The organism is Streptomyces sp. NPDC001393, from assembly GCF_053597455.1.
Genome location: NZ_JBSFIH010000013.1, coordinates 123,178 through 149,045, shown reverse-complemented (window position 1 = coordinate 149,045; position 25,868 = coordinate 123,178). Strand labels below are relative to the sequence as shown.

Below are 25,868 nucleotides of genomic sequence, written 5' to 3'. Positions count from 1 at the left end.
GCATGTACTGCTTGTCATACGACTCTACTGGTGAGCCGGGACCGGTTCGGGGGCGAGTTCGGGGTCGCGGCCGGCGAGGCGTTCGCGCCAGACGGCGAGGACGGTCTCGTCGGTGGGCCTGGTCGCCAGGGAGACGGCGACATAGGCGGCCAGGGAGGCGAGCAGGCCGTAGTAGACGGGCTCGTTGGCGAGGATGCCGTAGCCCGCCATCAGGCCGATGACCGCGAGGCCGCCGACGATCACGGAGGCCAGCGCGCCCTGGACCGTGCCGCGCTTCCACAGCAGGCCGCCGAGGATCGGCACGAGCAGGCCGGCGACGAGGAGGTTGTACGCCACGGTCAGCGCCTCGACCACGTTGTTCAGGGCGATCGCCGTACCGATCACCGCCACGCCCATGATCAGGATGAAGGCCCGGTTGCCGCCGACCTCGTCGTGCTCCTCGCCATCGCGTCGTACGGCACCCTTCAGCCGCGACCAGATGTCGTTGTTGGCGACCGTGGCGCAGGCGATCAGGGCGCCCGAGGAGGTGGACATGACGGCGGCGAGGGCGGCGGCCAGGACCAGGCCGCGCACGCCGATGGGGAGTTCGTCCTTGACGATGGTGGCGAAGGCGTCGTCGGGGCTGCCGAGCCTGGGGTACAGCACCTTGGCGGCCGTGCCGATCACTGCACCGGCGAGGGCGTAGGCCAGACAGTAGGTTCCGGCCACGGTGCCGCCCCACCTTGCGGTCCGGTCGCTGCGGGCGGTGAACACGCGCTGCCAGATGTCCTGGCCGATCAGCATGCCGAAGGTGTAGATCAGCACATAGGTGAAGATCGTCTGGCCGCCGATGCCCAGCGGGTCGAAGTACGAGGTCGGCAGCTTGGCCTTCATCTCGGAGAAGCCGCCCGCCTTGACGACCGCGATGGGCAGCAGCAGGAGCAGCACGCCGATGGTCTTCACCACGAACTGGACCATGTCGGTCAGCGTGATGGACCACATGCCGCCGAGGGTGGAGTAGGCGACGACGATCGAGCCGCCGAGGATGATCGCGACGGTCCGGTTCATGTCGAACAGGACGTCGAAGATCGTGGCGTAGGCGATGGTCGAGGTGACGGCCAGCATGAGGGTGTACGCCCACATGACCACGCCGGAGATGACCCCGGCCCGGCCGCCGTAGCGCAGGTCGAGCATCTCGGAGACGGTGTAGACCTTCAGCCGGGCGATGCGGGCGGAGAAGAACACGGACAGGGCGAGCAGACCGAGGCCGATGGTGAAGACCATCCAGGCGCCGGAGAGGCCGTACTGGTAGCCGAGGCCCACGCCGCCGATGGTGGAGGCGCCACCGAGGACGATCGCCGCCATGGTGCCGGAGTACATGGCCGGGCCCAGACGGCGGCCCGCCACCAGGAACTCGCTCTTGGACCTGGCGCGGCGCATGCCCCACCAGCCCATCGCCAGCATGCCGGCGAGATAGACGACGATCACTGTGTAGTCGACGGCCATGGGGCCACCTCCACTCGAAGTCGTGCTGGGGATCGCCGGCGGGTGATGTCCATCGACACTAGGTGGCCGGAAAGCGACTGCGAAGTGTACGTTTCATCCATCTGAACGGGGCGGGATGGAGGGAACGCACACCATGCCGGAAACAAGCGCCTCGGCCGCCCCGGCGGTCCCGCCGACCCCACCGGTACCGCTCTCGGCCCTGCTGGCCCGCGAGGACCTCGCCCTGCGCCAGATCGCCGGCCCGGAAGACCGGGGGACCGTGATCCACTGGGCGCACACCTCGGAGATGGCCGACCCGTACCCGTATCTGCTGGGCGGCGAGCTGCTGCTCACGGCGGGGGTGCACATCCCGGAGGCGGCGGGCTCGGGCACGTACTTCGACGACTATGTCTCCCGGATCGTCGCGGCGGGCGGCGCGGCCCTCGGCTTCGGTCTGGCCCCGGTGCACGACACGGTTCCGCGCGCCCTGGTCGCGGCCTGCGAGCGCTACGGGCTGCCCCTCCTGGAGGTCCCGCCCCAGACCACCTTCTCCGGGGTGGCCCGCGCGGTGTGGCAGCTGATGGCCCAGGCCCGCCTGGCCGAGCTCCGCCGCGTCACGGAGGCCCAGCAGAGCCTGGCGGCGGCGGCCTCCCGACCGGATCCGGTCCCCTCGGTACTGCGCCAGCTGGCCCAGCGCCTGGCCGGGCACGCGGTCCTGCACGGCCCCGACGGCACCGAGATCGCCGCGGCGGGCCGGGAGCCGGTCGAGGGGGTGCGGGCGGCGCTCGCGGAGCTCTCGGGCGTGGTGCGGCCCACGGGGCGTACGGCGCCCAGGGCCACCTCCGCCACCAACACCGTCGGCGACACCCACCTGGCCGTCTACGCCCTCGGCGTCGGCGAGGGGTTCGTGCTCGGCGTGGCCACCCCCCGGCGCGACCCCGGCGACCACACCATCGCCTCCGTCGCCGCCGTACTGCTGTCCCTGCTGACCGGAGAGCACCACAGCGGTGCCGGTGCCGCCCGTTCCTCCGCTCTCGTGCGGCTGCTGCTGGGCTCCCCGCCCGAGGAGGTGGCCCCGCTGCTCGGCACCGGAAGTTGGCTGGTGGTGCACGCGCGGCCGGAGGCCCAGCTGCCCGATGCCGTCGCCGCCTCCGCGCTCGGTGCCGCCCTGGGCTCGCCGCTGGTCGACCTCGGGCACGACGTCGTACGGGTGCTGGTGCCGGGCGGGCGGGTGCCTCAGGCGCAGGCCGGCTGGACGCTCGGGGTGAGCACGGCCGTGGAGCCGCGGGAGTGGGCGGCAGCCGACGCGCAGGCGGGGCGGGCGCTCGCCCGGGCCCGTGCCGTCCGCGCCCCGCTGGTCCGGCACGGCGACCGGCCCGGGTTCGAGGACCTGGTGCCGCGGGCGGACGCCGAGGCACACGCCCGCGCGCTGCTCGCACCGCTCGCCGGCCGGCCCGAGCTCACCGAGACACTGCGCAACTGGCTTGCCTTGCATGGCAGTTGGGACCGTACCGCGGTGGCCCTTGAGGTGCACCGCAACACCGTGCGGCAGCGCATCGCCCGCTGCGCCGCCCTGTTGGACACCGACCTGGACGATCCGGACGTGCGCATGGAGCTGTGGTTCGCGCTGCGGCACAGCTGACCGGGCACCCGCGTGAGCCACGTCCCAGCGGGCGGTATGCCGAGGACGGCGGTCGAACGCTGCCTCACAATGGAGGCATGCCGATACCCGGGACACCCAGCCGCGCCCAGCTCGTCGACCACCTGGTGAGGACCCGTATCGCGGGGGACGTCGCCACGCCCCGCGAGAACAACCTCTCCCACTACCGTCAGCTCGCCAACGGTGTCCGGGGCTTCTGGCTCGGCCTGGAGCTGGGCGAGCGCTGGACGGACGAGCAGGACGTGCTCGCGGTGATGGCCGAGAGGGTCGGCGTCAACGACGATCCCGAGTACCGGTACGGAGGGGACACCATCGACCCCGAGCTGACCGTGGACGCGCTGGAGCGGATGGCGGCGCGGCTGCGCAAGGCGGCCGAGGGGCAGCAGCGGGTGCTGTTCGCGACCGGGCATCCGGGCGGGCTGCTGGACGTGCACCGGGCCACCGCCGCCGCGTTGCGCGCCGCGGGCTGCGAGATCGTGGTCATCCCGGACGGGCTGCAGACGGACGAGGGGTACGTCATGCAGTTCGCGGACGTCGCGGTGCTGGAGCACGGGGCGACGCTGTGGCACACCCACTCCGGGGAGCCGATGCGGGCCATTCTGACGGGACTTGAGCGCGCGGGCCGCCCGCTGCCGGACCTGGTCGTCGCCGACCACGGGTGGGCGGGTTACGCGGGGCAGCACGGCCTGGACTCGGTGGGATACGCCGACTGCAACGACCCGGCACTGTTCCTCGCCGAGTCCGAGGGCACCCTCCAGGTCGTCGTACCGCTCGACGACCATGTGGTGAGCCCGCGCCACTACGACCCCATGACGGCGTATCTGCTGGCGGAGGCCGGGCTCTCCTGACCGTCCCGGGCACTCGGCACGGCGCTGTGCGGCCCCTCGGACGGAGCCGCACAGTGCGGGCACGACCGGCGTCGGATCAGCTCTTGCCGTTGTTCTCGTTGCCGTTGCCGTTGTTCTCGTTGCCGTTGCCCTTGTTCCCGTTGTCGTTGTTCCCCTTGTTGCCGTTGTCGTTGTTCCAATTGCCGTTGTTCCAGTTGCCGTTGTTCCGGTCACCGCCCCAGCCACGGTCGTGGTGGCGACCGTGGTGGCCGTGGTGCCGACCGCAATGGTCACCGTGCCGGCCGTGGTGGTGTGCCGGGGCCGCCGAGGCGGTGCCCGCCGCGCCGATCGCGGCTCCGCCCGCCAGCAGAAAGCCCGCCGCGGACATCACGACATAACGCCTAACGCGCTGTGCTCGCATGGGAAAGTACCCTTCTGTCTCCACCCTCCCCGCGGCTCCGTGAGGAGTACGCGGGGTGGATGGCGGCGCCGTGCTCACGGAAGGGGGAAGGCACGGCGCGCTCTTCAGGTGTCGCCGCAGGGGAAACCGTCAACCGGTTACGCCATGTGCTGCGGCCGTCACTCATAGAGATTAGTTCCCCACCCGTCACTCGGCACCTCGAGCGTCCGGGCTCAGCGCGGCACGCGGACGACACCCTCCTGGATGACGGTGATGGCGAGCCGCCCGTCCTGTGTGTAGATGCGGGCCTGGCCGAGGCCGCGGCCGCCGTGCGCGGACGGCGACTCCTGGTCGTACAGCAGCCAGTCGTCGGCGCGGAAGGGGCGGTGGAACCACATCGCGTGGTCCAGGGAGGCGCCCACGACGTCCCCGACCGCCCAGCCGCCGCGGCCGTGCGCGAGCAGCACGGAGTCGAGGAGGGTCATGTCCGAGACATAGGTGGCGAGTACGACGTGCAGCAGCGGGTCGTCGTCGAGCTTGCCGTTGGTGCGGAACCACACCTGGCTGTGCGGTTCGCGGGGCGCGCCGAACTGCCCGTACGGCGGCTCCTCCACGTACCTGAGGTCGATCGCCTCGCGGGCCTCGAGGAACTTCTCGACGACCTCGGGGGCGAGGTGGCCGTAACCGCGCAGCCGCTCCTGCGAGGTGGGCAGCGTCGCCGGGTCGGGCGAGGCGGGCATGGGCGCCTGGTGCTCCAGTCCCTCCTCGTACGTCTGGAAGGACGCCGAGAGATGGAAGATCGGCTTGCCGTGCTGGACGGCAACCACGCGGCGGGTGGTGAAGGACCGGCCGTCGCGGATGCGGTCGACGGTGTAGACGATCGGCGCGCCGGGGTCGCCCGGGCGCAGGAAGTACGCGTGGAGGGAGTGGGCGGGGCGGTCGGCGGGGACCGTGCGCCCCGCGGCGACCAGCGCCTGCGCCGCGACCTGCCCGCCGAAGACGCGGGGTACGACGGCGGAGCGGGACTGGCCGCGGAAGATGTTCTCCTCGATCTGCTCGAGGTCGAGCAGATCGAGGAGATCCTGGAGTGCCTGGCTCATGGTTGGTAGTTGTACCGGCCAGTGATTACCGGCGTCCTACAGGCCCATGTCCTTCGCGATGATCGTCTTCATGATCTCGCTGGTGCCGCCGTAGATGCGGTTGACGCGGTTGTCCGCGTACAGGCGGGCGATCGGGTACTCGTTCATGTAGCCGTAGCCGCCGTGCAGCTGCAGGCAGCGGTCGATCACGCGGTGGGCGACCTCGGTGCAGAACAGCTTGGCGGAGGCGGCCTCGGCCGGGGTCAGCTCGCCGGCGTCCAGGGCCTCCGTCGCGCGGTCGGCGACGGCCTCGGCGGCGTCCACCTCGGCTTGGCAGGCGGCCAGCTCGAACTTGGTGTTCTGGAAGTGGGCGACCGGCTTGCCGAAGACGGTGCGCTCCTGCACGTACTGCTTGGCGAACCGGACGGCGGCCTTGGCCTGCGCGTAGGCGCCGAAGGCGATGCCCCAGCGCTCGGAGGCGAGGTTGTGGCCGAGGTAGTAGAAGCCCTTGTTCTCCTCGCCGAGCAGGTCCTCGACCGGGACCTTGACGTCGACGAAGGCCAGCTCGGCGGTGTCGGAGGTCTTCAGGCCCAGCTTGTCGAGCTTGCGGCCGACGGAGTAGCCCTCGGACTTGGTGTCCACGGCGAACAGGGAGATGCCGTGGCGGCGGTCCTCGGCGGTCGGCGCGGAGGTGCGGGCGCAGACGATGACGCGGTCGGCGTGGACGCCGCCGGTGATGAAGGTCTTGGCGCCGTTGAGGACGTAGTGCGTGCCGTCCTCGCTCAGCTTGGCGGTCGACTTCATGCCCGCGAGGTCGGAACCGGTGCCCGGCTCCGTCATCGCGATGGCCCACATCTCCTCGCCGGTGACGAACTTCGGCAGGTAGCGCTTCTTCTGCTCGTCGGTGGCGAGCATCTTGATGTACGGCAGGGCGAGCAGCACGTGCACGCCGGAGCCGCCGAACTGGACGCCCGCGCGGGCGGTCTCCTCGTAGAGGACGGCCTCGAACTTGTGGCTGTCCAGGCCCGCGCCACCGAACTCCTCGGGGACGTTGATGCCGAAGATGCCCAGCTCGCCGAGCTTGTAGTAGAAGTCGCGCGGCGCCTGGCCGGCGGCGAACCACTCGTCGTAGACCGGGACGACCTCGGCCTCGATGAAGGCGCGCAGGGTCTCCCGGAACGCCTCGTGATCCTCGTTGAACACCGTACGGCGCACGCCGCCCACCTCCGCTACCTGTCTAAGCGCTTGCTCAGACTCCAAGGTACTGGTGAGTATCTTCCGGCGTCCAGGGTGACCTTGACCACGTCGGCCCGGTCAGTCCTCCCCCGCCGCCTCGAACGCCCCCCGCGCCATCCGGTGCAGCAGCGCCGCCGTGGCGCCGCGACCGGGCAGGGTTCCCGCGCGGCCCAGGTGGGGGGTGGAGTTCAGCAGGCCGAAGACCGAGTGGACGGCCGAGCGGGCCGACGGCTCGGACAGCCCCGGGTAGACCTCGCGGACCACCTCCACCCACAGCTCGACGTACTGCCGCTGGAGCTGGCGCACCAGCTTGCGGTCGCTGTCGCGCAGGCGGTCCAGCTCGCGGTCGTGCAGGGTGATGAGAGGGCGGTCGTCCAGGGCGAAGTCGATGTGGCCCTCGATGAGGGAGTCGAGGACGGCCGAGGCACCCCTCTCCCCGTCGGCCTCCGCCAGGCGGCGCTTCGCGCCCGTCAGCAGCTGGCCGCTGATGCCGACCAGCAGCTCGGCGAGCATCGCGTCCTTGCCGGGGAAGTGCCGGTACAGGCCGGGGCCGCTGATGCCCACCGCGGCGCCTATCTCGTCCACGCCGACGCCATGGAAACCGCGCTCGGCGAAGAGCCGGGCGGCCTCCTTGAGGATCTGCTCGCGGCGGGTCGGGGCGTCGGTTCTGGTGACCATGCAGGCAATTCTAGACAGCGAGGTTAGCGGTCGTTAACCTGGAGGAAATGGTTAACGCTCATTAACACGTTCGACCAACAGGTTCGATCACCGGTGAGGGGACCGCAGGATGCAGGAGGCACCGGAGCTTCGGAGCGCGGCAGATCCCGCGTCGGAGGCCTGGCGGGCCAATGAACAGGCGCATCTCGCGCTCGTGGAGGAACTGCGCGGCAAGCTGGCCGCGGCGGCCCTCGGCGGCGGCGAGAAGGCGCGGGCCCGGCACACCGCGCGGGGCAAGCTGCTGCCGAGGGACAGGGTGGACACGCTGCTCGATGCGGGCTCGCCGTTCCTCGAGCTGGCGCCCCTCGCGGCGGACGGGATGTACGACGGACAGGCCCCGGCCGCCGGAGTGATCGCCGGGATCGGGCGGGTCAGCGGGCGCGAGTGCGTGATCGTGGCCAACGACGCCACCGTCAAGGGCGGCACGTACTACCCGATGACCGTGAAGAAGCACCTGCGCGCGCAGGAGGTGGCCCTCGACAACCGGCTGCCGTGCGTCTACCTCGTCGACTCCGGCGGCGCCTTCCTGCCCATGCAGGACGAGGTGTTCCCGGACCGCGAGCACTTCGGCCGGATCTTCTACAACCAGGCCCGGATGTCCGGCGCCGGGATCCCGCAGATCGCGGCCGTGCTCGGCTCCTGCACCGCCGGCGGGGCGTATGTGCCGGCGATGAGCGACGAGGCCGTGATCGTCCGCAACCAGGGGACGATCTTCCTCGGCGGGCCTCCGCTGGTGAAGGCCGCCACCGGCGAGGTCGTCACGGCGGAGGAGCTGGGCGGCGGCGAGGTCCACTCGCGGATCTCCGGGGTCACCGACCACCTCGCCGAGGACGACGCGCACGCCCTCAGGATCGTGCGGAACATCGTCGCCACGCTCCCGGCCCGGCGGTCCCTCCCCTGGGAGGTCACGCCCGCCACGGAACCCAAGGTGGACCCCTACGGGCTGTACGGCGCCGTCCCGGTCGACTCCCGCACCCCCTACGACGTCCGGGAGATCATCGCGCGCGTGGTCGACGGCTCCCGTTTCGCCGAGTTCAAGAGCGAGTTCGGGCAGACCCTCGTCACCGGCTTCGCGCGCATCCACGGCCACCCGGTCGGGATCGTCGCCAACAACGGCATCCTGTTCTCCGAGTCCGCCCAGAAGGGCGCCCACTTCATCGAGCTGTGCGACCAGCGCGGCATCCCGCTGGTGTTCCTGCAGAACATCTCCGGGTTCATGGTCGGCAGGGACTACGAGGCGGGCGGTATCGCCAAGCACGGCGCCAAGATGGTGACGGCCGTCGCCTGCACGCGCGTGCCGAAGCTGACGGTGGTGGTCGGCGGGTCGTACGGCGCGGGCAACTACTCGATGTGCGGCCGGGCCTACTCCCCCCGCTTCCTGTGGATGTGGCCCAACGCCAAGATCTCCGTGATGGGCGGCGAGCAGGCCGCGTCCGTGCTGGCGACCGTCAAGCGGGACCAGCTGGAGGCCCGGGGAGAGTCCTGGCCCGCCGAGGACGAGGAGGCCTTCAAGGCTCCGATCCGCGCGCAGTACGAGCGCCAGGGCAACGCCTACTACGCCACCGCCCGCCTGTGGGACGACGGCGTGATCGACCCACTGGAAACCCGTCAGGTGCTCGGACTCGCCCTGACGGCCTGTGCCAACGCGCCCCTGGGAGAGCCCCAGTTCGGCGTCTTCCGGATGTGAGGAGGGGAACCGTGTTCGACACAGTGCTGGTCGCCAACCGGGGCGAGATCGCCGTACGCGTCATCCGTACGCTCCGCTCGCTGGGCGTGCGCTCGGTGGCGGTCTTCTCCGACGCCGACGCCGACGCGCGGCACGTCCGGGAGGCCGACACGGCGGTACGGATCGGTCCGGCGCCCGCGGCCGAGAGCTATCTGTCGGTGGAGCGGCTGCTTCAGGCCGCCGCCCGCACCGGAGCGCAGGCCGTCCACCCCGGGTACGGCTTCCTCGCCGAGAACGCCGGCTTCGCGCGCGCCTGCGCGGAGGCGGGGCTCGTCTTCATCGGGCCGCCCGCGGACGCGATCGCGCTCATGGGCGACAAGATCCGCGCCAAGGAGACGGTGCAGGCGGCCGGGGTGCCGGTCGTGCCGGGCGGCAGGGACCCCGACCTCGCCGGGGCGGCCCGCGAACTGGGCGCGCCCGTGCTGCTCAAGCCCTCCGCCGGCGGTGGCGGCAAGGGCATGCGGCTGGTGCGGGACATGACCGTGCTGGAGGAGGAGATCGCCGCCGCCCGTCGCGAGGCCCGCGCCTCCTTCGGCGACGACACGCTGCTGGTGGAGCGGTGGATCGACCGGCCCCGGCACATCGAGATCCAGGTGCTGGCCGACGGGCACGGGAACGTCGTCCACCTCGGCGAGCGCGAGTGCTCGCTCCAGCGGCGGCACCAGAAGATCATCGAGGAGGCGCCCTCGGTCCTGCTGGACGAGCGGACGCGTGCGTCGATGGGCGAGGCGGCCGTGCAGGCGGCGCGCAGTTGCGGGTACCGGGGCGCGGGCACGGTGGAGTTCATCGTGCCGGGCGGGGACCCCTCGCAGTACTACTTCATGGAGATGAACACCCGCCTCCAGGTGGAGCACCCGGTCACCGAGCTCATCACCGGGGTGGACCTGGTGGAGTGGCAGCTCAGGGTGGCCGCCGGGGCGAAGCTGGGCTTCGCGCAGGAGGACGTGACGCTCACCGGCCACGCGATCGAGGCCCGCATCTGCGCGGAAGACCCCGCCCGCGGCTTCCTGCCCTCCGGCGGCACGGTCCTCAGGCTCCGCGAACCCCAGGGCGACGGCGTCCGCACCGACTCCGGGCTCAGCGAGGGCACCGAGGTGGGCAGCCTGTACGACCCGATGCTGTCCAAGGTCATCGCACACGGCCCCGACCGCGAGACGGCGCTGCGCAAGCTCCGGGCAGCCCTCGCGGAGACGGTCACGCTGGGCGTGCAGACCAACGCGGGCTTCCTGCGGCGGCTGCTGACCCATCCGGCGGTCGTGCAGGGGGACCTGGACACCGGACTGGTCGAACGGGTCGTGGACGAGCTGGTCACCACGGACGTGCCGGAGGAGGTGTACGAGGCGGCCGCGGCGGTACGCGCGAAGGCGCTCCATCCCCGCACGGACGGCTGGGTCGACCCCTTCTCGGTGCCGAGCGGCTGGCGGCTGGGCGGCACCCCGAAACCGCCCGCCTTCCACCTCCGGGTCCAGGACCCGGTGACGTACACCCCGCGCGGCGCGGCGACCGTCACCGATGCCACGGTCTCCGTCACCCTCGACGGCGTCCGGCACGCCTTCCACCGGGCCGGTGACTGGCTCGGCCGCGACGGCGACGCCTGGCAGGTGCGGGACCACGACCCGGTGGCCGCGTCCCTCAGCCGCTCCGCGCACGCCGGCGCCGACTCCCTCACCGCGCCGATGCCGGGCACGGTGACCGTGGTCAAGGTGGCCGTCGGCGACGAGGTGGCCGCCGGGCAGAGCCTCGTGGTGGTGGAGGCGATGAAGATGGAGCACGTCATCTCCGCCCCGCACGCCGGCACGGTCGCCGAGCTGGACGTGACTGTGGGCACGACGGTCGCGATGGACCAGGTGCTCGCCGTGATCGCACCGCACGAGGAGGTGGCGCAGTGACCGCCGAGGGACTGCCCATGGTCGTACCGGCAACGGACCTGCCCGCCCGGGTGCGCATCTACGAGGTCGGCGCGCGCGACGGCCTGCAGAACGAGCAGCGGACCGTACCGGCCGAGATCAAGGCGGAGTTCATCCGCCGGCTGGCCGACGCGGGCCTGACGACCATCGAGGCGACGAGCTTCGTGCACCCCAGGTGGGTGCCCCAACTGGCCGACGCCGAGCAGCTGTTCCCGATGGTCGGCGACCTCCCGGGGGTCGAGCTGCCCGTGCTGGTGCCCAACCAGCGCGGTCTGGACCGGGCGCTGGCGCTCGGCGCCGACCGGATCGCCGTCTTCGCCAGCGCCACCGAGTCCTTCGCGAAGGCCAATCTCAACCGCACACTGGACGAGTCGCTGGCCGTGTTCGAGCCGGTGGTCCGGCAGGCGAAGGACCGGGGCGTGCACGTGCGCGGCTATGTGTCGATGTGCTTCGGCGACCCGTGGGAGGGCGCCGTCCCGCTGCACCAGGTCGCCCGGGTCTGCACGGCCCTCAGGGACATGGGCTGCGACGAGCTGAGCCTCGGCGACACGATCGGCGTGGCCACGCCCGGCCATGTGCTGGAACTGCTCAATCTGCTCAACGAGGAGGGCGTGCCGACCGACATGATCGGCGTGCACTTCCACGACACCTACGGCCAGGCGCTCGCGAACACCTACGCGGCGCTGGAACACGGCGTGACGACGATCGACGCGTCCGCCGGGGGCCTCGGCGGCTGCCCGTACGCGAAGTCCGCCACCGGCAACCTCGCCACCGAGGACCTCGTCTGGATGCTGCAGGGCCTCGGCATCGAGACCGGGGTCGACCTCGGCCGTCTGACCGCCACCAGCGTGTGGATGGCCGCCCATCTGGACCGGCCCAGCCCGTCCCGTACCGTCCGCGCTCTCTCCCACAAGGACCAGTGATCAGCATGGACCACCGTCTCAGCCCCGAGCTGGAGGAACTCCGCCGTACGGTGGAGGAGTTCGCGCACGACGTGGTGGCGCCGAAGATCGGCGACTTCTACGAGCGGCACGAGTTCCCGTACGAGATCGTCCGCGAGATGGGCCGCATGGGCCTGTTCGGGCTGCCGTTCCCGGAGGAGTACGGCGGCATGGGCGGCGACTATCTGGCGCTCGGCATCGCCCTGGAGGAACTGGCGAGGGTCGACTCGTCGGTGGCGATCACCCTGGAGGCGGGTGTCTCGCTGGGCGCGATGCCGCTGCACCTGTTCGGCACGGAGGAGCAGAAGCGCGCGTGGCTGCCCCGCCTTTGCGCGGGTGAGATGCTCGGTGCCTTCGGCCTGACGGAGCCGGACGGCGGCAGCGACGCGGGCGCGACCCGCACCACGGCCCGTCTCGACGCGGACACGAACGAATGGGTGATCAACGGCACGAAGTGCTTCATCACCAACTCGGGGACGGACATCACCGGGTTGGTGACGGTCACGGCGGTGACGGGCCGCAAGCCGGACGGCAGGCCGCAGATCTCGGCGATCATCGTGCCGTCCGGCACCCCGGGCTTCACGGTGGCGGCGCCCTACTCGAAGGTCGGCTGGAACGCCTCCGACACCCGCGAGCTGTCCTTCCAGGACGTGCGGGTACCGGCCGCCAACCTGCTCGGCGAGGAGGGCCGCGGCTACGCCCAGTTCCTGCGCATCCTGGACGAGGGCCGGATCGCCATCGCGGCCCTCGCCACCGGCCTGGCCCAGGGCTGCGTCGACGAGTCGGTGAAGTACGCCAAGGAGCGCCACGCCTTCGGCAGGCCCATCGGCGCCAACCAGGCCATCCAGTTCAAGATCGCCGACATGGAGATGAAGGCCCACACGGCCCGTCTGGCCTGGCGCGACGCCGCCTCCCGCCTGGTCGCGGGCGAGCCCTTCAAGAAGGAGGCGGCCCTGGCCAAGCTGTACTCCTCCACCGTCGCCGTGGACAACGCCCGCGACGCCACCCAGATCCACGGCGGCTACGGCTTCATGAACGAGTACCCGGTGGCGCGCATGTGGCGCGACTCCAAGATCCTGGAGATCGGCGAGGGCACGAGCGAGGTGCAGCGGATGCTCATCGCACGGGAGTTGGGGCTGGTGAGCTAGCCTCCGCCTGCGTCAGGCCGGCCGAGAGGGCGGCGGTGATGCGGGCCGTGTGCCGGTAGGCCAGCCGGGCCGCGGCCAGGGCGCGGTCCTGGGCGGCCGGGTCGGCCAGGGCCTCGTCCAGCCGGGCGGTGAACCGGGTCCAGCAGGCCCGGTCGCCGCTGGTGTAGTAGGCGGTGCCGTCGGTGCCGTACAGGCCGTGGGCGCGGTGGAGGTACCGGCACAGGTGCAGTGCGCCGAGGGTGGAGCCCTCCAGGACGTACAGGAAGCCGAGCAGCGCGGGCGGGTCCGCGGCCGCCGTCGTACGGATGTCCGCCGCGAAGGCCTCCGCCTGCGCGGCCGGCCATCGGCGGGGTGCGGCGCCGCGGCCCGCGAGGTGGCGCAGATCGCGTTCGATCAGCGGGACCTTGCGCAGGTCCTCCGCCGCCCACAGGCCGGCGACGGCCGGATGGGTGGCGTGCGAGAGTGCCGCCTCCAGGGCGCTCAGGACCACCTTCAGCGCGGCGAGTTGGGCCGCATAGCGGGTGAGCGGCAGGGTGCCGGCGAGGAGTGCGGTGGCGAAGGCGCTGCGCTCCAGGGTGTCGTGCCGGTCCCGGGTGGCGGCGCGCAGGCGGGCCGCTGCCGTCGCCGTCATGCCGCGCTCCGGCGCCGGAGGGTGTCGTGGAGGCGGTCGATGAGGTGGCCCTTGCGTTCGACGGTGAGATCGAAGTAGGCGGCGCTGTGCGGGGAGCGGCACACGTGGCGCACGGCGTCCTTGGCGGCCTGTTTGCGCTCGGCCGCCTCCGCGGACAGGGCGAGCAGCGTCCGGTCGAGGTCCGGATGGCCAAGGACGTACGACCGCAGCCGCTCGCCGGACAGCCCGGCGCGGCCGGCCGGGGCCGCGGAGTCGAGGAGTTCCAGGAAGACGCGGTTGCTCAGTCCGTCGTAGTCCTCGTGGGTGCGGGCGCCGGCGAACTCCGGCACGAAGTCGGTGACGTCGTTGAACAGCTGGCTGGCCAGGCCGAGTTGGCGCATGGCCTCCTTCAGGGTGTCGCGCTCGTCGGCGACGACGTGCAGGGCCGCCAGCGCCGCGTCGAGCGGCATCCGGAACAGGGTGCCGGTCTTCAGCGCGGCCATCGACTCCCAGAAGCCGACCCGCTGCTCGTGCGGCGCCTCGGCCAGCTCGCTCCGGGTGCGGGGCGAACGGGTGGCGATGTCGACGGCCTGTCCTCTGAAGCCGTCGGCCACCGACCGGAGCAGGCTGTCGACGACGGCCGGGGCGGCCGCGTGTGTCAGCGCGGCCGCGATCAGCCAGGAGCCGGTGTTGACGGCGAGCGGCACACCGTGGGTGATGTGGAGCGCGGGTTCGCCGTAGCGGACGGCGCTGCCGTCCTGCACGTCGTCGAGCGCGACGGCGGCCTTCAGCAGCACGCGGACGGCGACCGCGGCCCGGCGGACCGCGCCGAACCCCTCGGCCCCGGAGTCCTGCTGTGCCAGGTCGCCGAATCCGCGGTAGTTGCGGTAGGCCCAGTAGACCATCGAGGGCCGCAGCGGTCGCTCGCCACCGGGCGCTCCGGGAGCGGGCCGCAGGGCCTCCTGGCCCACCTTGGAGCCGACGGCGTCGGCGACCGGCCCGTGGAGTGCGCGCGCGAGGGCGGCGTCGTGGACGGCTCCGGCCGCACCGGACGGCGCCGGGCCCAGCCTCGCGAGAAACCGGTCCAGGTCCGCCTCCAGGAGTGCGGCGTCCGTGCGGACCTCCGCCTCCACCTGCACGTCCGACATCGTCGTCACACCCACCTCCGGCCGCCTCGAACCGCTCCGCACAGGAGCCGACACGCGATCGAACGTAGCGGGACATGATCGGAACGGCCAGAGAAACAAGGGGCGTTGAGGCGGCGGACGACGCAACTTGACCGGATTCGCTTCCCCACCCGGGCCGCGCGAGCCGCCCCACTCCCTGGACGGCAACAAAGGTTAGGCTAACCTTTCTTCGAACCTGTCCGGCGGGCGTTTCGCCCCGTTCGAAAGCAGTCACAGCCATGCCCCTTGCCCGTGCCACCCACCTCACCCGCCGTGGCCTCCTCGCCGCCGGCGGCGCCGTCGGACTCGGCGCCGCGCTCGCCGCCTGCGGGGACGGCAAGGCCAAAAACGGTGACTCCGGCAAGGGCACGACGGCCGCCCGGTCCGGGCCCTGGTCCTTCGAGGACGACCGCGGCACGACCGTGAAGCTCGACAGGGTTCCCGCGAACATCGTCGCCTTCACCGGCATCGGCGCCGCGCTCCACGACTACGGCATCCAGGTCAAGGGCGTCTTCGGTCCGACGACGACCAAGGACGGCAAGGCCGATGTGCAGGCCGGCGACATGGACGTCAGCAAGGTGACGGTCCTCGGCAACGCCTGGGGCCAGTTCAGCGTCGAGAAGTACGCCTCGCTCGCGCCGGACGTGCTGATCACGACGATGTTCGACGGCGCCGGCACCCTCTGGTACGTCCCCGAGGAGTCGAAGAAGAAGATCGCCCAGCTGGCCCCCAGCATCGGCATCTCCGTCTACGACCGCCAGCTCACCCGGCCCCTGCAGCGCGTGTGGGACCTGGCCGAATCGCTCGGCGCGGACATGAAGGCCGCCAAGGTGACCGACGCCAAGAGGCGGTTCGAGGCGGCGGCCGCCCGGCTGCGGGCCGCGGCCAAGGCCAAGCCCGGCCTCAAGGTGATGGCCGGCAGCGCGAGCGAGGCGCTGTTCTACGTCTCCGGCACCAACCTCTCCGTCGACCTGGAGTACTTCAAGGCCCTCGGCGTGAACTTCGTCGAACCGCCGGAGAGCGCCAAGAAGCAGGGCGGCGGCTGGTACGAGTCGCTGAGCTGGGAGAACGTCGACAAGTACCAGGCCGACATCATCATGATGGACGACCGGTCCTCGGCGATCCAACCGGCCGACATCACCAAGCCGACGTGGAAGAAGCTGCCCGCGGTGAAGGCGGGCCAGGTCATCACCCGCTCCCCCGAGCCGATCCTCTCCTACGACAAGTGCGTACCGCTTCTGAACAACCTGGCCGAGGCCCTGGAAAAGGCCAAGAAGGTCAGCTGAGGAGTCCCTTATGACGACGGCCGTAGCCGCCCCGTTCCGTTTCTTCTCCCTGCACGTGGTGCGGACCCGGCGGCTGGGGCCGTCGCTCGTCCGCGTCACCTTCAGTGGGAGCGATCTGCACGCGTTCCACTCCGACGGGCGCGACCAGTCCCTCTCCCTGTTCCTGCCACACCCGGGTCAGCCGGAGCCCGTCGTGCCCCTGGATCTGGGGGACGGGTGGTGGCAGGCCTGGCGGGAACTGCCCGACGACGTAAGGGCGGTGATGCGGTCGTACACGCTGCGGTCGCTGCGCCGCTCCCCCGACGAGATCGACATCGACTTCGTTCTGCACACCCCGGCCGGCCCCGCCTCCCACTGGGCCTCGCGGGCCACCCCGGGCGACCGGGTGCTGCTGCTCGGGCCCGCGATCGCCGACAACCGTGCCATTCGCTTCCGCCCGCCCGAGGACACCGACCTCATCGTCCTGTGGGGTGACGAGACCGCCGTACCGGCCGCGACGGCCATCCTGGAGTCCCTCCCGGCCGGCGCCCGCGTCCGGGCCTGGCTGGAGGTGCCGGACGCCGGGGACATCCAGGACGTGCGCACGGAGGCGGACGCGGAGATCACGTGGCTCGTACGGCACGACGGGTCCCCCATGGCCGTCGACGCCGTACGGGCCGCGCAACTGCCCGCCGCCGAGCGGCCGTACGTATGGATCGCGGGCGAGTCGGGGCAGGTCAAGGCGTTGCGCCGGCACTTCGTCGGGGAGCGCGGGGTGGACCGGCGGCGGGTGACGTTCGTCGGGTACTGGCGGCAGGGGATGACCGAGGAAGAGCTGCGCGCGGCGGAGTGATCCGATCCGGAAACTTAGGTTAGGCTAACCTAAGTTGAAATCCCCGCACGGACTTGTCCCCTCGGAGGACCCCCACATGCGCTCGCACCTGCTCAATGGCCTCACCGCGGAGCACTACCGCAGCTCCGTGACCGAAGGAGTCGAGCGGGTGGCGGCCAAACTCGCCACCACCGACCGTCCGTTCACCGGCGTCACCGTCGACGCCCTGTCCCCCCGGATCGACGCCATCGACCTGGACCGCCCGCTCGGCGACACCACCGCCGTCCTGGACGAGCTGGAGGACGTGTACCTCCGCGACGCGGTCTACTTCCACCACCCCCGCTACCTCGCCCACCTCAACTGCCCCGTCGTCATCCCGGCGGTGCTCGGCGAGGCCGTGCTCTCGGCCGTCAACTCCTCCCTCGACACCTGGGACCAGTCGGCCGGCGGCACCCTCATCGAGCGCAAGCTCATCGACTGGACGGCCGCCCGGATCGGCCTCGGACCCGCCGCCGACGGCGTGTTCACCTCCGGCGGCACCCAGTCCAACCTCCAGGCGCTGCTACTGGCGAGGGAGGAAGCCAAGACGGACTCGCTCGCGAAACTGCGCATCTTCGCCTCCGAGGTCAGCCACTTCAGCGTGCAGAAGTCCGCCAAACTGCTGGGCCTCGGCCAGGACGCGGTCGTCCCCGTCCCCGTCGACCACGACAAGCGGCTGCAGACCGTCGCCCTCGCCCACGAACTGGAGCGCTGCCGGCGCGACGGGCTGGTCCCGATGGCGGTCGTCGCCACCGCCGGCACCACCGACTTCGGCTCCATCGACCCGCTCCCGGAGATCGCCGAGCTGTGCGCCCAGTACGGCGTGTGGCTGCACGTCGACGCGGCCTACGGCTGCGGGCTGCTCGCGTCGCCGAAGTACCGGGACCGCCTCGCCGGCATCGAACGCGCGGACTCCGTCACGGTCGACTACCACAAGTCCTTCTTCCAGCCGGTGAGTTCGTCGGCCGTCCTGGTGCGGGACGCGGCGACCCTGCGGCACGCCACCTACCACGCCGACTACCTCAACCCGCGCCGCATGGTGCAGGAACGAATCCCCAACCAGGTCGACAAATCACTGCAGACCACCCGCCGCTTCGACGCCCTCAAGCTCTGGATGACGCTGCGGGTGATGGGCGCCGACGGCATCGGCGCGCTGTTCGACGAGGTCTGCGACCTGGCCCACGAGGGCTGGGAACTGCTCGCCGCCGACCCCCGCTTCGACGTCGTCGTCGAGCCCGCCCTGTCCACCCTGGTCTTCCGCTACATCCCGGCGGCCGTCACCGACCCGGCCGAGATCGACCGCGCCAACCTCTACGCCCGCAGGGCCCTGTTCGCCTCCGGTGACGCCGTGGTCGCGGGCACCAGGGTCGGCGGCCGCCACTATCTGAAGTTCACCCTGCTCAACCCCGAGACCACGCCGGCCGACATCGCCGCCGTTCTCGACCTGATCGCCGGCCACGCCGAGCAGTACCTGGGAGAGTCCCTTGACCGCGCTTGCTGAAGCCACCCGTGTCCATGACTTCGTGGGGATCGGGCTCGGCCCCTTCAACCTCGGCCTCGCCTGCCTCACCGAACCGATCGACGCGCTGGACGGGGTCTTCCTGGACTCCAAGCCGGACTTCGAGTGGCACGCCGGGATGTTCCTGGACGGCGCCCACCTCCAGACCCCGTTCATGTCGGACCTGGTCACCCTCGCCGACCCGACCTCGCCGTACTCCTTCCTCAACTACCTGAAGGAGAAGGGCAGGCTGTACTCGTTCTACATCCGCGAGAACTTCTATCCGCTGCGGGTCGAGTACGACGACTACTGCCGCTGGGCGGCGGGCAAACTCAGCAGCGTCCGCTTCGGCACGACGGTCACCGAGGTGACGTACGAGGACGAGCTGTACGTCGTCCGCACCGAACGCGGCGAGACCTTCCGCGGCCGGCACCTGGTCCTCGGCACCGGGACCACACCCTACGTCCCGCAGCCCTGTCGGGGTCTGGCCGGTGACGGTGTGCTGCACACCTCCCAGTACCTGCACCGCAAGGCGGAGCTGCAGGCGAAGAAGTCCATCACGATCGTCGGCAGCGGCCAGAGCGCGGCCGAGATCTACCACGAGCTGCTCACCGAGATCGACGTCCACGGCTACCAGCTCAACTGGGTCACCCGCTCCCCGCGCTTCTTCCCCCTGGAATACACCAAACTCACCCTGGAGATGACCTCCCCGGACTACATCGACTACTTCCGGGCGCTGCCCGAGGAGACCCGCTACCGGCTGGAGAAGCAGCAGAAGGGGCTGTTCAAGGGCATCAACTCGGACCTGATCGACTCGATCTTCGACCTGCTCTACCAGAAGAACCTCACCGGCCCCCTGCCGACCCGGCTGCTCGCCAACTCCACGCTGTGCAGCGCCACTTATGCGGACGGCGCGTACACCCTGGGCTTCCACCAGGTCGAGCAGGACAAGGACTTCCAGATCCGCACCGAGGGCCTGCTGCTGGCCACCGGCTACCGCTACCGGCCCCCGGCGTTCCTCGCCCCGATCCGCGACCGCCTCCGCTTCGACGGCCACGGCCGCTTCGACGTGGCCCGCAACTACGCCATCGACGTCACGGGCCGCGGCATCTTCCTGCAGAACGCCGGCGTCCACACCCACAGCATCACCAGCCCCGACCTGGGCATGGGCGCGTACCGCAACGCGTACATCGTCCGCGAGCTGCTCGGCACCGAGTACTACCCGGTCGAGAAGACGATCGCCTTCCAGGAGTTCGCCGTATGACCAGCCAGAACCCCACCTTCACCTTCCGCCCCGTCGATCCGCTGCGGGACGCCGGTCTGCTGCACTCCTGGGTCACCCACCCCAAGGCGGCCTTCTGGATGATGCAGGACGCCCGGCTGGAGGACGTCGAGCGGGCGTACATGGAGATCGCGGCCGACGAGCACCATCACGCGCTGCTCGGACTGCGCGACGGGGAACCGGTGTTCCTGACGGAGAAGTACGACCCGGCGCACCGGGAACTCGTCGGGCTCTACGAGCCGCAGCCGGGTGACGTCGGCATGCACTTTCTCACCCCGGCAACCGACACCCCCGTCCACGGCTTCACCAGGTCCGTCATCACCGCGATCATGGCCCAGCTGTTCCAGGACCCGTCGGTGGAGCGCGTCGTGGTCGAACCGGACGTGCGCAACAAGGCCGTGCACGCGCTCAACGAGGCCGTCGGGTTCGTGCCCGACCGGGAGATCGACAAGCCGGAGAAGAAAGCGCTGCTGAGCTTCTGCACACGGGAACGGTTCCTCGCGGCGACGGGGGTGGCCGCATGAGCCTCGCCGACGCCGTGGCCCACCTCTCCCCCGAACGCTGGGCGACCGCCAACCGTCTGCTCATACGCAAGGCGCTCGCGGAGTTCGCGCACGAGCGCCTGATCACGCCCGAGGCCCTCGGCGACGGACGGTACGTCGTCCGCAGCGACGACGGTCTCACCGCGTACCGTTTCTCGGCCGTCCGCGGCGCCCTGGACCACTGGCACGTGGACGCCGGCTCCGTCACCCGGCACCGCGACGGAGTCGAAGTACCGCTTGCGGCCCTGGAGTTCTTCATCGAACTGAAGGAGTCCCTGGGCCTGAGCGACGAGATCCTGCCGGTCTATCTGGAGGAGATCTCCTCCACCCTCTCCGGCACCTGCTACAAGCTGACCAAGCCCCGCGTCACCTCCGCGGAGCTCGCGGCGAGCGGCTTCCAGGAGATCGAGACCTCGATGACCGAGGGCCACCCCTGTTTCGTCGCGAACAACGGGCGGCTCGGGTTCGGCATCCACGAGTACCTGTCGTACGCCCCGGAGACGGCGAGCCCCATCCGGCTGGTGTGGCTGGCCGCGCACCGCTCGCGGGCCGCGTTCACGGCGGGCACCGGGATCGAGTACGAGTCCTTCCTGCGGGAGGAGCTGGGCGAGGAGACGCTGAACCGTTTCCGTACGCTCCTCACCGACCAGGACCTGGACCCCGCCGACTACCTGCTCATCCCGGTCCACCCCTGGCAGTGGTGGAACAAGCTCTCCGTCACCTTCGCCGCCGAGGTGGCCCGCCGGCATCTGGTCTGCCTCGGTGAGGGCGACGACGAGTACCTGGCCCAGCAATCCATCCGGACGTTCTTCAACACGAGCCACCCGCACAAGCACTACGTCAAGACGGCCCTGTCCGTCCTCAACATGGGTTTCATGCGGGGCCTGTCGGCCGCCTACATGGACGCCACCCCGGCGATCAACGACTGGCTGGCCCAGCTGATCGAGAACGACCCCGTGCTGAAGTCGACGGGCCTGACGATCATCCGCGAACGCGCGGCCGTCGGTTACCGCCACCTGGAGTACGAGCAGGCCACCGACCGCTACTCGCCGTACCGCAAGATGCTGGCCGCACTGTGGCGGGAGAGCCCCGTGCCCTCCCTCGCGGAGGGCGAGTCCCTCGCCACCATGGCCTGTCTCCTCCACGTGGACCACACCGGCGCCTCCTTCGCGGGCGCGCTGATGGCCCGCTCGGGCCTGACGCCGACGGAGTGGCTGCGCCGCTACCTGCGTGCCTACTACACCCCGCTGCTGCACAGCTTCTACGCCTACGACCTCGTCTTCATGCCGCACGGCGAGAACGTGATCCTGGTCCTGAAGGACGGGGCGGTGCAGCGGGCGGTCTTCAAGGACATCGCCGAGGAGATCGCGGTGATGGACCCGGACGCGGTCCTGCCGCCGGAGGTCGCGCGGATCCGCGTCGAGGTCCCGGACGACAGGAAACTCCTCTCCCTCTTCACGGACGTCTTCGACTGCTTCTTCCGCTTCCTGGCCGCGCACCTCGCCGCCGAGGGGATCCTGGAGGAGACCGCCTTCTGGCGCACGGTCGCGGAGATCACCCGCGAGTACCAGCAGGCGAACCCGGAGCTGGCCGACAAGTTCCACCAGTACGACATGTTCGCCCCCGAGTTCGCCCTGTCCTGCCTGAACCGCCTCCAGCTCCGCAACAACGAGCAGATGGTGGACCTCACCGATCCCTCGGGCGCCCTGCAACTGGTGGGCACGCTGAAGAACCCCCTGGCGGCCTTCTGACGGCCCAGGCATCCCCGATGTCCGAATTAATCCAGTTTGGCGCAAAGTCTTGCTATTTCACTATTTAAACCGTTTAGCCATCTCACCTGGGACGCGTGACCCAATTCACTTACGAGGCTTCTTAGGACTTTGAAAGGCCTTGATTTCCGGAGTCCAGGGGGATTGAGGGCCGCCCGGCAACGGGGGGACAACTAGCCCGGCTAGTACATGGGGCAATTGCCGATTAAATTCCGGTGATTTAACAATGTTCCCGCCGCAGCGCACCGCTAATCGATATGCAGTGCTGTTTGCCGAAGGGAACCGGCAACTGCGGGTGATCCAATTCCCGGAAAAGGACCGCTCCATGCCCCGTCATGCCCGTAAGCCCTCATCCCGGACCCCTCGGTTCCTCGCCGGCGGCGCCGCCGCCATCGGCACGCTCGTCCTGGCCTGCACGGCCACGGGCACGGCCCAGGCCGCTGCCGCCACGTCCACCGGCGCGACCACCTACACCGTCCGGGCCGGCGACCACCTGGCGTCGATCGCCCGATCCCGCCACGTGCCGGGCGGCTGGCAGGCCATCGCGTCGGCCAACCACCTCACCAGCCCCTACGCGATCCAGCCGGGGCAGGCCCTCACCCTGCCCGCCGGGGCGGCCTCGGCCACGCCGGCCCCCTCCAGCACGCCGTCGTCCGCGGGACAGACCTACACCAACAACCTGGACGGCTGGATCAAGCAGGCTCTGGCGATCATGGCCAAGAACAATATTCCGGGGAGCTACAACGGGATCTACCGCAACATCATGCGTGAGTCCTCCGGCAACCCGAAGGCCATCAACCTCTGGGACTCCAACGCGGTCAAGGGCACCCCGTCCAAGGGCCTGCTCCAGGTGATCCAGCCGACGTTCGACGCGTACCACGTGCCCGGCACCTCGTCGGACATCTACGACCCGGTCGCCAACATCACCGCCGCCTGCAACTACGCCTACCACCGCTACGGCTCGATCGACAACGTCAACAGCGCCTACTGACCGCGGAATTCCCGACGGGCCGACATGCCATTCGTGGCGGCAGTCACACATGCCTCCCATTGCGACGGCAAAGATCCGGATCACCGGAATGCCGACGGCCCCGGCTTGGACACGCGGACGGGAACCCCGGAGTACGTACTCCGGGGTTCCCGTCCGCGTGTGATCAGTTATTCGGCCAGGGAACCTGCGGCGAGCGGTAATAGGTGATGCCGAGGGCGTCCCAGCGGGGGGCCTGGGCGGCCAGGCGGAGTTTGTAGGTGTCCCAGTCGTGCGTGGCCGCCGGGGACCAGCCCAGTTCGGCCGCGCCCGGGAGGCGGGGGAACGCCATGTACTCGATGTCGGCCGTTGTCCTCAGGGTCTCCGACCACAGGGGGGCCTCCACGCCCCGGATGGCCGAAGCCGGGGCGCCGGGGAGGTAGGTGCCGGGGTTCCAGTCGTACGACCGCTGCGCCTCGACGTAACCGGCCCACTTCGTGCCCAGGCCGGTGCTGCTGGTGTACTTCATGTCGAGGTAGACCCGGTCCGCCGGGGACAGGATCAGCCCGGTGCCGTTCTGGGCGGCCTGGACGACCTGGGCCTTCTCGGCCGCGCTCGTGCTGTCCAGGCCCCAGTACTGGGCGAGGGCACCCTGGGCGGGGTGGGCGCCGGTGAGCTGGTGCCAGCCGATGACCGTCTTGCCGTACTTGGCGACGATCGGCTGCACCCGGTCCATGAACGTCACGTAGTCGGTGTGGCTGGTGGAGTGGGCCTCGTCGCCCCCGATGTGGAGGTACCGGCCGGGGGTGAGCGCGGCCAGCTCCCTGATCACGTCGTCCGCGAAGGTGTACGTGACCTCCTTCGGCACGCACAGCGAGCTGAAGCCGACCTGGGTGCCGGTGTACAGCGGGGGTGCCGTGCCGTTGCAGTTCAGCTCGGCGTAGGAGGCGAGGGCCGCGTTGGTGTGGCCGGGCATGTCGATCTCGGGGACGACCTCCAGATAGCGGGAGGCGGCGTAGGAGACGATCTCGCGGTAGTCCGCCTTGGTGTAGTGGCCGCCCTTGCCGCCGCCGACCTCGGTGGAGCCGCCGTAGGTGGCGAGGCGCGGCCAGGAGTCGACGGCGATGCGCCAGCCCTGGTCGTCGCTGAGGTGCAGATGCAGCTCGTTGATCTTGTAGAGGGCCAGCTGGTCGATGTAGCGCTTGACCTGGGCCACGGTGAAGAAGTGCCGGGAGACGTCCAGCATGGCGCCCCGGTAGGAGTAGCGGGGGCGGTCCTCGACCGTGCCGCCGGCGATTCTCCAGGGGCCGGGCTGGGCCGTCTTCTTCTCGACGGCCGCCGGGAGGAGCTGACGCAGCGTCTGGACGCCGTGGAAGAGGCCGGCGGGCGCGCTCGCGGTGATGGTGACACCGGCCGGGTCGCTGTGCAGCCGGTAGCCCTCGGCACCGAAGTCGCCCTGGGCGAGATGGAGTCGGATGCCCCCCGTGCCTCCGGCGCCCGGGCCGGTGCTGATCGGCAGCGGGTAACCGGTGGAGGGCCGCAGGATGCCGGTGAGGTAGGCGCCGATCCGGCGGACCTCGACGGAGTCGTCGACGTGGACGCCGGTCGCCCGGGTGATGCGGTACGGGGCACCGCCGGGCTGGACCGAGGCGGGCTCGGGGACCACCCGGTCCAGCGAGGTCGGGGCGGCCGCCTGCGCCGCGGAGGCCGCGGGGGCCGCGGGGGCCGCGGGGGCCGCGGGGGCCGCGGGGGCCGCGGGGGCCGCGCCGAGGGTGAAGACCCCGGCCGTGGCCAGAAGCAGCAGGGATCCGAGGATTCGGGTCGTCTTGGGAGTCGTGCCGTGGTTCCGTCTCACATGCGCTCCCTTCAGATGTGGTCGAGACCACTCTCCCGCACATCCGGTGAAACAATCCCTCCATGGCGGAAATCATCCAGAAGGACGGCACCTGGGCGTTCGACGGCGATGCCCTGCGGCTCACCCCGGGGCGGGACAAGAGTGTGAGCCCGCTCCGCCGGGACCTGGGCGAAGTCGTCGTCCCGCTGGGCGCGTTGGCCGGCGTCTCCTTCGAGCAGGGGCGGAGGTCGGGGCGGCTGAGGCTGCGGCTGCGCGACGGCGCCGATCCGTTGACGCAGGCCACCGGAGGCCGGCTCACCGAGCCGAACGACCCGTACCAGCTGACGGTGGAGTCCGACCGGTACGGCGTCGCCGAGTACTTCGCGGAGGAGGTGCGCAATGCGCTCCTGCTGGACGGGGTTTCACCTGATCCGGTCGCCGAGTACCTGCTGCCGGGGCCGCCGCTGCCGGTGTCCGCCTCCGCCGGGGACGGCACGGCGAGCTTCGACGGGGAGCGGGTGCGGCTGGAGTGGAACTGGAAGACGGAGGACGCCAAGTCCTCCGGCGGCCCCCGCACGATCGCCCTCGCGGACGTCACCGGCGTGGAGTGGCAGCCGGCGGCGGGCCTGGAGAACGGCCATCTGCGCTTCCTGGTGCGCGGCGCCCCGGTGACGGCGCCGCCCAAGTACGACCCGAACGCCGTCGAGCTGTGGGGGTTCAAGAAGGACCCGCTGATGGCGCTGGTGGCGGCCGCCGTACAGGCCCGGCTGCCGCATCCGGCGGCGGAGGCGGTCGTACGGGAGGAGCCGCCGCGGCTCACCGGGGTGCCGGAGCCCGCGGGGGACGACCACGACGTCCTGCTGCGCCGCCTGCGCGAGCTGGGCGAACTGCACCGCGACGGGATACTGACCGCCGAGGAGTTCGCCCTGGCCAAGCAGGCGGTCCTCAAGCGCCTGTGA

At 70.7% G+C, this 25,868-nt stretch carries 22 protein-coding genes; 14 read left to right on the top strand and 8 right to left on the bottom strand.

Features of this window, described 5'->3' with window-relative positions; translation table 11 throughout:
* Nucleotides 1–24 precede the first annotated feature (24 nt).
* On the bottom strand, nt 25–1,485 hold the full coding sequence (locus tag ACWC2T_RS17345) for a sodium:solute symporter (RefSeq protein ID WP_450671196.1): 1,461 nt from the start codon (nt 1,483–1,485) through the stop codon (nt 25–27).
* Between the two features lie 115 nt (nt 1,486–1,600).
* Between ACWC2T_RS17345 and ACWC2T_RS17340 the strand changes: the two genes are divergently transcribed.
* On the top strand, nt 1,601–3,106 hold the full coding sequence (locus ACWC2T_RS17340; RefSeq protein ID WP_450671195.1) for a PucR family transcriptional regulator ligand-binding domain-containing protein: 1,506 nt from the start codon (nt 1,601–1,603) through the stop codon (nt 3,104–3,106).
* 77 nt (nt 3,107–3,183) lie between these two features.
* Nucleotides 3,184–3,972: a phosphatase gene (locus ACWC2T_RS17335; protein ID WP_450671194.1), complete on the top strand. Its 789-nt coding sequence runs from the start codon at nt 3,184–3,186 to the stop codon at nt 3,970–3,972.
* A 76-nt stretch (nt 3,973–4,048) separates the two neighbouring features.
* Here ACWC2T_RS17335 and ACWC2T_RS17330 read toward each other — a convergent pair whose 3' ends face one another.
* The 4 genes from ACWC2T_RS17330 to ACWC2T_RS17315 all read right to left on the bottom strand — a co-directional run bounded on the left by ACWC2T_RS17330 (nt 4,049) and on the right by ACWC2T_RS17315 (nt 7,344).
* A complete protein-coding gene (locus ACWC2T_RS17330) occupies nt 4,049–4,372 on the bottom strand; it encodes a hypothetical protein (protein WP_450671193.1) in 324 nt (107 codons plus the stop codon).
* 212 nt (nt 4,373–4,584) lie between these two features.
* Nucleotides 4,585–5,451: an acyl-CoA thioesterase II gene (gene tesB, locus ACWC2T_RS17325; RefSeq protein ID WP_450671192.1), complete on the bottom strand. Its 867-nt coding sequence runs from the start codon at nt 5,449–5,451 to the stop codon at nt 4,585–4,587.
* Nucleotides 5,452–5,487: 36 nt separating this feature from the next.
* Entirely contained in the window at nt 5,488–6,645 is a 1,158-nt protein-coding gene (locus tag ACWC2T_RS17320) for an acyl-CoA dehydrogenase family protein (protein ID WP_158921020.1), read from the bottom strand.
* A 99-nt stretch (nt 6,646–6,744) separates the two neighbouring features.
* Nucleotides 6,745–7,344, bottom strand: coding sequence for an SACE_7040 family transcriptional regulator (locus ACWC2T_RS17315; RefSeq protein WP_450671191.1), 600 nt, complete (start codon nt 7,342–7,344; stop codon nt 6,745–6,747).
* Between the two features lie 109 nt (nt 7,345–7,453).
* Here ACWC2T_RS17315 and ACWC2T_RS17310 point away from each other — a divergent pair, with 109 nt between their 5' ends.
* From ACWC2T_RS17310 to ACWC2T_RS17295, 4 genes are read left to right on the top strand one after another with little or no spacing between them, the layout of a single operon-like run.
* Complete coding sequence (locus ACWC2T_RS17310) at nt 7,454–9,070, top strand: carboxyl transferase domain-containing protein (RefSeq protein WP_450671190.1); 1,617 nt, start codon at nt 7,454–7,456, stop codon at nt 9,068–9,070.
* Between the two features lie 11 nt (nt 9,071–9,081).
* Nucleotides 9,082–10,998: an ATP-binding protein gene (locus ACWC2T_RS17305; RefSeq protein ID WP_450671189.1), complete on the top strand. Its 1,917-nt coding sequence runs from the start codon at nt 9,082–9,084 to the stop codon at nt 10,996–10,998.
* Nucleotides 10,995–11,939, top strand: coding sequence for a hydroxymethylglutaryl-CoA lyase (locus ACWC2T_RS17300; protein WP_450671188.1), 945 nt, complete (start codon nt 10,995–10,997; stop codon nt 11,937–11,939). The genes ACWC2T_RS17305 and ACWC2T_RS17300 overlap by 4 nt, the downstream gene beginning before the upstream one ends.
* Before the next feature lie 5 nt (nt 11,940–11,944).
* Entirely contained in the window at nt 11,945–13,105 is a 1,161-nt protein-coding gene (locus tag ACWC2T_RS17295; RefSeq protein ID WP_450671187.1) for an acyl-CoA dehydrogenase family protein, read from the top strand.
* On the opposite strand, the gene ACWC2T_RS17290 is transcribed toward ACWC2T_RS17295, so the two are convergent.
* Nucleotides 13,074–13,736 (bottom strand): biliverdin-producing heme oxygenase, encoded by a 663-nt coding sequence (locus tag ACWC2T_RS17290; protein WP_450671186.1) that lies wholly within the window; start codon nt 13,734–13,736, stop codon nt 13,074–13,076. The two genes, ACWC2T_RS17295 and ACWC2T_RS17290, sit on opposite strands and share 32 nt — an antisense overlap.
* On the bottom strand, nt 13,733–14,863 hold the full coding sequence (locus ACWC2T_RS17285; protein WP_450671225.1) for a polyprenyl synthetase family protein: 1,131 nt from the start codon (nt 14,861–14,863) through the stop codon (nt 13,733–13,735). Before ACWC2T_RS17285 ends, ACWC2T_RS17290 begins: the two co-directional genes overlap by 4 nt.
* Nucleotides 14,864–15,120: 257 nt before the next feature.
* On the opposite strand from ACWC2T_RS17285, the gene ACWC2T_RS17280 reads away from it, so the two are divergent.
* The 7 genes from ACWC2T_RS17280 (at nt 15,121) to ACWC2T_RS17250 (ending at nt 23,099) form a co-directional block, all read left to right on the top strand.
* A complete protein-coding gene (locus tag ACWC2T_RS17280) occupies nt 15,121–16,167 on the top strand; it encodes an ABC transporter substrate-binding protein (RefSeq protein ID WP_450671185.1) in 1,047 nt (348 codons plus the stop codon).
* Nucleotides 16,168–16,177: 10 nt separating this feature from the next.
* Nucleotides 16,178–16,999, top strand: a complete 822-nt coding sequence (locus ACWC2T_RS17275) for a siderophore-interacting protein (RefSeq protein ID WP_450671184.1) — start codon at nt 16,178–16,180, stop codon at nt 16,997–16,999.
* Nucleotides 17,000–17,075: 76 nt separating this feature from the next.
* A complete protein-coding gene (gene desA / locus ACWC2T_RS17270; RefSeq protein WP_450671183.1) occupies nt 17,076–18,518 on the top strand; it encodes a lysine decarboxylase DesA in 1,443 nt (480 codons plus the stop codon).
* Nucleotides 18,502–19,779, top strand: a complete 1,278-nt coding sequence (locus ACWC2T_RS17265; RefSeq protein ID WP_450671182.1) for a lysine N(6)-hydroxylase/L-ornithine N(5)-oxygenase family protein — start codon at nt 18,502–18,504, stop codon at nt 19,777–19,779. The genes desA and ACWC2T_RS17265 overlap by 17 nt, the downstream gene beginning before the upstream one ends.
* The gene (locus tag ACWC2T_RS17260) at nt 19,776–20,321 is read left to right on the top strand and encodes a GNAT family N-acetyltransferase (RefSeq protein ID WP_450671181.1); all 546 of its coding nucleotides are present in this window, start codon (nt 19,776–19,778) and stop codon (nt 20,319–20,321) included. Before ACWC2T_RS17265 ends, ACWC2T_RS17260 begins: the two co-directional genes overlap by 4 nt.
* On the top strand, nt 20,318–22,090 hold the full coding sequence (locus ACWC2T_RS17255) for an IucA/IucC family protein (RefSeq protein ID WP_450671180.1): 1,773 nt from the start codon (nt 20,318–20,320) through the stop codon (nt 22,088–22,090). The genes ACWC2T_RS17260 and ACWC2T_RS17255 overlap by 4 nt, the downstream gene beginning before the upstream one ends.
* A gap of 343 nt (nt 22,091–22,433) precedes the next feature.
* On the top strand, nt 22,434–23,099 hold the full coding sequence (locus ACWC2T_RS17250) for a transglycosylase SLT domain-containing protein (protein ID WP_450671179.1): 666 nt from the start codon (nt 22,434–22,436) through the stop codon (nt 23,097–23,099).
* 163 nt (nt 23,100–23,262) lie between these two features.
* Here ACWC2T_RS17250 and ACWC2T_RS17245 read toward each other — a convergent pair whose 3' ends face one another.
* Nucleotides 23,263–24,930, bottom strand: a complete 1,668-nt coding sequence (locus ACWC2T_RS17245; RefSeq protein ID WP_450671178.1) for a beta-N-acetylhexosaminidase — start codon at nt 24,928–24,930, stop codon at nt 23,263–23,265.
* A 62-nt stretch (nt 24,931–24,992) separates the two neighbouring features.
* Between ACWC2T_RS17245 and ACWC2T_RS17240 the strand changes: the two genes are divergently transcribed.
* Nucleotides 24,993–25,868, top strand: coding sequence for a DUF4429 domain-containing protein (locus ACWC2T_RS17240; RefSeq protein WP_450671177.1), 876 nt, complete (start codon nt 24,993–24,995; stop codon nt 25,866–25,868).

Excerpts from the sequence above, each read along its gene's own strand:
- ACWC2T_RS17285 (WP_450671225.1), bottom strand. The coding sequence starts at position 14,863 with ATGTCGGACGTGCAGGTGGAGGCGGAGGTCCGCACGGACGCCGCACTC.
- ACWC2T_RS17345 (WP_450671196.1), bottom strand. The coding sequence starts at position 1,485 with ATGGCCGTCGACTACACAGTGATCGTCGTCTATCTCGCCGGCATGCTG.
- ACWC2T_RS17330 (WP_450671193.1), bottom strand. The coding sequence starts at position 4,372 with ATGCGAGCACAGCGCGTTAGGCGTTATGTCGTGATGTCCGCGGCGGGC.
- ACWC2T_RS17290 (WP_450671186.1), bottom strand. The coding sequence starts at position 13,736 with ATGACGGCGACGGCAGCGGCCCGCCTGCGCGCCGCCACCCGGGACCGG.
- ACWC2T_RS17280 (WP_450671185.1), top strand. The coding sequence starts at position 15,121 with ATGCCCCTTGCCCGTGCCACCCACCTCACCCGCCGTGGCCTCCTCGCC.
- tesB (WP_450671192.1), bottom strand. The coding sequence starts at position 5,451 with ATGAGCCAGGCACTCCAGGATCTCCTCGATCTGCTCGACCTCGAGCAG.
- ACWC2T_RS17260 (WP_450671181.1), top strand. The coding sequence starts at position 19,776 with ATGACCAGCCAGAACCCCACCTTCACCTTCCGCCCCGTCGATCCGCTG.
- ACWC2T_RS17275 (WP_450671184.1), top strand. The coding sequence starts at position 16,178 with ATGACGACGGCCGTAGCCGCCCCGTTCCGTTTCTTCTCCCTGCACGTG.
- ACWC2T_RS17315 (WP_450671191.1), bottom strand. The coding sequence starts at position 7,344 with ATGGTCACCAGAACCGACGCCCCGACCCGCCGCGAGCAGATCCTCAAG.
- desA (WP_450671183.1), top strand. The coding sequence starts at position 17,076 with ATGCGCTCGCACCTGCTCAATGGCCTCACCGCGGAGCACTACCGCAGC.
- ACWC2T_RS17295 (WP_450671187.1), top strand. The coding sequence starts at position 11,945 with ATGGACCACCGTCTCAGCCCCGAGCTGGAGGAACTCCGCCGTACGGTG.
- ACWC2T_RS17340 (WP_450671195.1), top strand. The coding sequence starts at position 1,601 with ATGGAGGGAACGCACACCATGCCGGAAACAAGCGCCTCGGCCGCCCCG.
- ACWC2T_RS17255 (WP_450671180.1), top strand. The coding sequence starts at position 20,318 with ATGAGCCTCGCCGACGCCGTGGCCCACCTCTCCCCCGAACGCTGGGCG.
- ACWC2T_RS17310 (WP_450671190.1), top strand. The coding sequence starts at position 7,454 with ATGCAGGAGGCACCGGAGCTTCGGAGCGCGGCAGATCCCGCGTCGGAG.
- ACWC2T_RS17335 (WP_450671194.1), top strand. The coding sequence starts at position 3,184 with ATGCCGATACCCGGGACACCCAGCCGCGCCCAGCTCGTCGACCACCTG.
- ACWC2T_RS17250 (WP_450671179.1), top strand. The coding sequence starts at position 22,434 with ATGCCCCGTCATGCCCGTAAGCCCTCATCCCGGACCCCTCGGTTCCTC.
- ACWC2T_RS17240 (WP_450671177.1), top strand. The coding sequence starts at position 24,993 with ATGGCGGAAATCATCCAGAAGGACGGCACCTGGGCGTTCGACGGCGAT.